At 62.4% G+C, this 3890-nt stretch carries 4 protein-coding genes and 2 tRNA genes; 5 read left to right on the top strand and 1 reads right to left on the bottom strand.

Annotated elements, in window-relative coordinates:
- Nucleotides 1-833: AEC family transporter (locus EN925_RS26685; RefSeq protein ID WP_164894405.1), on the bottom strand; the 833-nt coding region annotated here is incomplete at its 3' end.
- 323 nt (nt 834-1156) lie between these two features.
- Between EN925_RS26685 and EN925_RS40910 the strand changes: the two genes are divergently transcribed.
- From EN925_RS40910 to EN925_RS26660, 5 genes are all read left to right on the top strand, one after another.
- Entirely contained in the window at nt 1157-1408 is a 252-nt protein-coding gene (locus EN925_RS40910; RefSeq protein WP_024501274.1) for a hypothetical protein, read from the top strand.
- Nucleotides 1409-1411: 3 nt separating this feature from the next.
- Nucleotides 1412-1960 carry a histidine phosphatase family protein gene (locus EN925_RS26675; protein ID WP_064993694.1) on the top strand — a complete coding sequence of 183 codons (549 nt, stop codon included), beginning with the start codon at nt 1412-1414 and terminating at the stop codon, nt 1958-1960.
- Between the two features lie 227 nt (nt 1961-2187).
- A tRNA-Tyr gene (locus EN925_RS26670) sits at nt 2188-2261 on the top strand.
- A gap of 2 nt (nt 2262-2263) precedes the next feature.
- Nucleotides 2264-2333 (top strand) — tRNA-Asn (locus EN925_RS26665).
- A 352-nt stretch (nt 2334-2685) separates the two neighbouring features.
- Nucleotides 2686-3828 carry a slipin family protein gene (locus tag EN925_RS26660; RefSeq protein WP_164766187.1) on the top strand — a complete coding sequence of 381 codons (1143 nt, stop codon included), beginning with the start codon at nt 2686-2688 and terminating at the stop codon, nt 3826-3828.
- Nucleotides 3829-3890 lie beyond the last annotated feature (62 nt).

Raw genomic sequence — 3890 nt, 5'->3', positions numbered from 1 at the left:
ATCAGATAGGAATTGACGCCGGATGGCATCGCGGCCACCATCACCGCCACCTTGGCCGTCAAGGGCGGCATGCCGAGCAACCAGACGAAGACCAGCACCAGCGCCGGCATCAGGAACAGCTTCAGCACCGAAAGCGCCAACGCCGGCCGGACATTGCCCGATATGCCGAAACGGCGCAGGCTGAGCCCCATGGCGAACAGCGCCACTGGCCCGGCAGTGTCAGCCAGCGTATCGACCAGCCGCGTGGCAAGGTTCGGCAGCGGCGCGCCGGTTAGGCGCCAAGCCAGCCCGGCCAGGATACCGATGATCAGGGGATTGGTGAACAGTCTTCTCAGAAAGCTCTGGACGATGCGCAGCGGGTGTACGGGCTCACTGCCACCGCGGCCAAATATCTCGAACATGATGATCGAAGCCATCATCATGGTCGGCAGATGCACGGAAACGAGCAGCGACAGCACTTCGAATCCCCTGGACCCGAATACGCCGAGAACGAAGGGAATGCCCAGCAGCACTACATTCGAGAAGGACGACGACACTCCACCGACGATGCCTGCGCGTGCGTCCCGCCCGAAGATCCGCGTCGTCACCAGATGGCCGGCAGCCCATGTCATTGCAACCGCCGTGAAGTAAGCGCCCCACAGCGGCCAAGGCGCCACGCCATGGAAGTCGGACTTCACCATCGTCTGGAACAGCAGCAGCGGCATCGCCACGTTGATGGCAAATTCCGAAATCCCCTCGCCGCTCGCCGGCTTCAGATAGCCGGTGAGCCCGGCGAGGTAGCCGAGCGCGACAAGGCTGAAGACGAAAAGAACGGTTTCGGTGAGCGGAGACATTTTTACCGTGAGGGGCGGGTTCCCCGTGATAGGCGAGCCAGGACCGCGACGCAATCGCGCCTGAATTTGATCATCGTCGGCTGGCAGCGTTATAGAGGGCTTGGATCATCAGGGCGGACACGGACGACAAATAGCCTTTGTCCGACTCTCGAACCTCCGTCTTTTGCAGCGGGCATGGCTGACGGCTTCGTCGCCGCACTGCTTTGTCTTGCCGCGATCGCGCTTGCAGTTGCCGAGACGAAAAGCGACGCGCGCAGCGTCACCGATCGAGGCCGCATTCACGGCGACGCTGAAGGTATTCACCAGGGAAGCCTTCCGATGCAATGGCCTTCGCGCAGAACAATCTCGGGGATGTCAGCTGGAATCGGGCCAGCTATGGCGGCGGCAAGGCCGAATATCAAAAGGCGATCGGATTCTTCGAGAACGCCAAGCAGGGTTTTACCGAAGCCGGCTACACCATGCCATCCCTCTCACCGTCTACGCTTCTCGCCCACCGCGCCTTGTCTTTCGGCCGGCTTTACCGTCCCTATATGTCCTGCCACCGGAACCCCTTGCCGGGAACCGCAGAAGGATAGCGGATGATTCGATTTGCCTTGGCGTTGTTCCTGCTTGTTGTTCCCGGCGTGGCGCACGCCACGGATGCAGGCTGGGCGCTGCTGCGCGATGGCGGACACGTCGTGCTGCTGCGCCATGCCATGGTCACCGGCACCACCGATCCGGCCAATTTCGACATCGACAGCTGCGCCACCCAGATGAACCTGTCGGCGCGCGGCAAGCAGCAGGCGAGCAAGATCGGCGCTCTGTTTGCCGCTCGGGCGGCACCGATCGAGCGCGTGCTGTCCAGCCGCTATTGCCGCTGCCTCGACACCGCCCGCATCGCCTTCGAGGCCGACCCCGAACTCTTTGCACCGCTCGATCTCCTGAAAGGCGACGAGACGCAGAAGGCCGCGCAGATCGCTGCGATCCTGAAGGAAATCCGCGCCTATTCCGGCTCCGACAATCTGGTCATGGTCACCCATCTGGAAGACATCGTGGCACTGACCGGCATCTCACCGCGCGAAGGTGAGGCCGTCGTCGTCGAGCCGCAAGGCGATGGCCTGCGCGTGCTCGGCCGCGTCACCTTCTGAGCGTGCTGCGCGATCGCTGACGCCGAAAGCGGTGTTGCTGAAATGCCACCGTTGAAAGAAGCCGCAAATTCGCCGTGACAATGCCGCTTGCGACAACCCGTCGCAGGGGCTATAGGCGCGCTCCCGGTCACGAGAACCGAAGCGAGCACAACGGTTGGAGCTTTCGTCTCCGCCCGTGCAGGCGGCATTGCCGCCCTGTATACGGCGCCGCTTTGGGGATTGGGATCGCGGATGTAGCTCAACTGGGAGAGCGCCGGACATAATCCGGAGGTTGTGGGTTCGAGTCCCTTCATCTGCACCACGGATAGCTCAGTTTGGTTAGAGCATCAGATTGTTAATCTGACTGTCGAAGGTTCGATTCCTTCTCCATTGGCCTTGAAAAGCCATCCGAAAAACGGTCCGGGGACTGGAATGCGAAAGACTGGACGGGTGACCCAAGCCTTCGGGCGCGGATCATCCCAAGCGTCTTTCGCCATCGGCTCGCGGCCAGGCCCGCGGTGACGATCAAGGCGCGGTGTCGCCGGCAAGGGAGGCTAAGGCCTCCTGCGCCCGCTTCGCTGCCCCGCGATCCGCTCCCGAAGGCCCGCCACGGCTCGATGCCACCAGTCCCCGGATCATTCGTGCCCGGGCTACGACGCAAGAGACGACGTGAAACGAGAAACGAAGGGAAGATCGACGCATGACGTGACGCCTCGCATGGGGCCATGCCCGACAGGAGTAAGACAATGACCATTCTCGACAAGGTTCTTGGGCGCGAGCGCGTCTTCGTAAGGGAAAACGAACGTGCCCTCGCCCTCCACAAGGGGGAGATCAAGGCTGTCCTGCTGCCGGGCGAGCACTGGCTCGCCAACCGGCGCGGCAGCCTCGAAGTGTCTCGGCACGATCTGAAGAACCCGGAATTCGTTTCGGCATACGAGAAGGCGTTGTTCGACAAGCTTCCGGATGTGGCCGCGCGTCATTTCACCGTCGTTCGCACCGGGCGCACGGATGTCGCCGTCATCGAGCGTGACGGCAATCTGCACGCCGTGCTGGCACCGGACCGCAAGCTCGTGCTGTGGACGGATGCCGGCCCGTGGAAGGTGACGCTGATCGACACGTCAGTCGATCTCGCCATCGATGCGGCGATCATGCGCCGGCTCGGCCAGGCCCGGAAGGCGGAATTGATGTCCGTCCATCCGGTCGTCGATGGTCAGGCCGGACTGCTGTTCATCGACGGTGTCCTGGTCAGGACGCTGACGGCGGGCGTGCATGGCTTCTGGAACGTCGGACGCATGGTGCAGATCAAGGTCGTCGACCTCAAGCGCCAGTCGCTCGACGTTGCCGGGCAGGAAGTGCTGACCAAGGATCGCGTGACGATCCGCGTCAACATCGCAGCCGAATACCGGGTCGTCGATCCGGTCAAGGCGGTCAGCATGGTGAAGGACTTCTCCGAAGCCCTCTACCGCGCCCTGCAATATGCCTTCCGCAAGACGCTTGGCGCGCTGACACTCGATCAGGTCCTCGAAAAGAAGGTGACGATCGATGAGGAAGCGGCAGCCAAGGTCCGCGCCGACATGGCCGAGATCGGCGTGGAGGTCAGCGATATCGCGCTCAAGGATGTCATCCTGCCGGGCGAGATGCGCGAGATCCTCAACCAGGTGGTGTCGGCCGAAAAGCAGGCCGAGGCCAACATCATCCGTCGCCGCGAGGAGACGAACGCGACCCGTTCCCTCCTCAACACGGCCAGGGTGATGGCGGAAAACCCGGTGATGCTGCGGTTGAAGGAGCTCGAGGCGCTGGAAACCATCGCCGGCAAGGTCGAGCGGCTGACCGTCCACAACGGAACGGGCGGGCTGCTGAACGATCTGGTCAAGCTTCGCGACAGCTGATGCATGTCGCCAAAAGTGTTCCGCTTTTGGAAAAACGACACGCATCGAAATAAGGCTGACGT

The organism is Mesorhizobium sp. M7A.F.Ca.US.006.04.2.1, from assembly GCF_004022915.1.
GTDB lineage: Bacteria > Pseudomonadota > Alphaproteobacteria > Rhizobiales > Rhizobiaceae > Mesorhizobium > Mesorhizobium ciceri.
The sequence above is the reverse complement of the archived record's forward strand: the minus strand, read 5'-3'. Positions and strand labels throughout refer to the sequence as shown.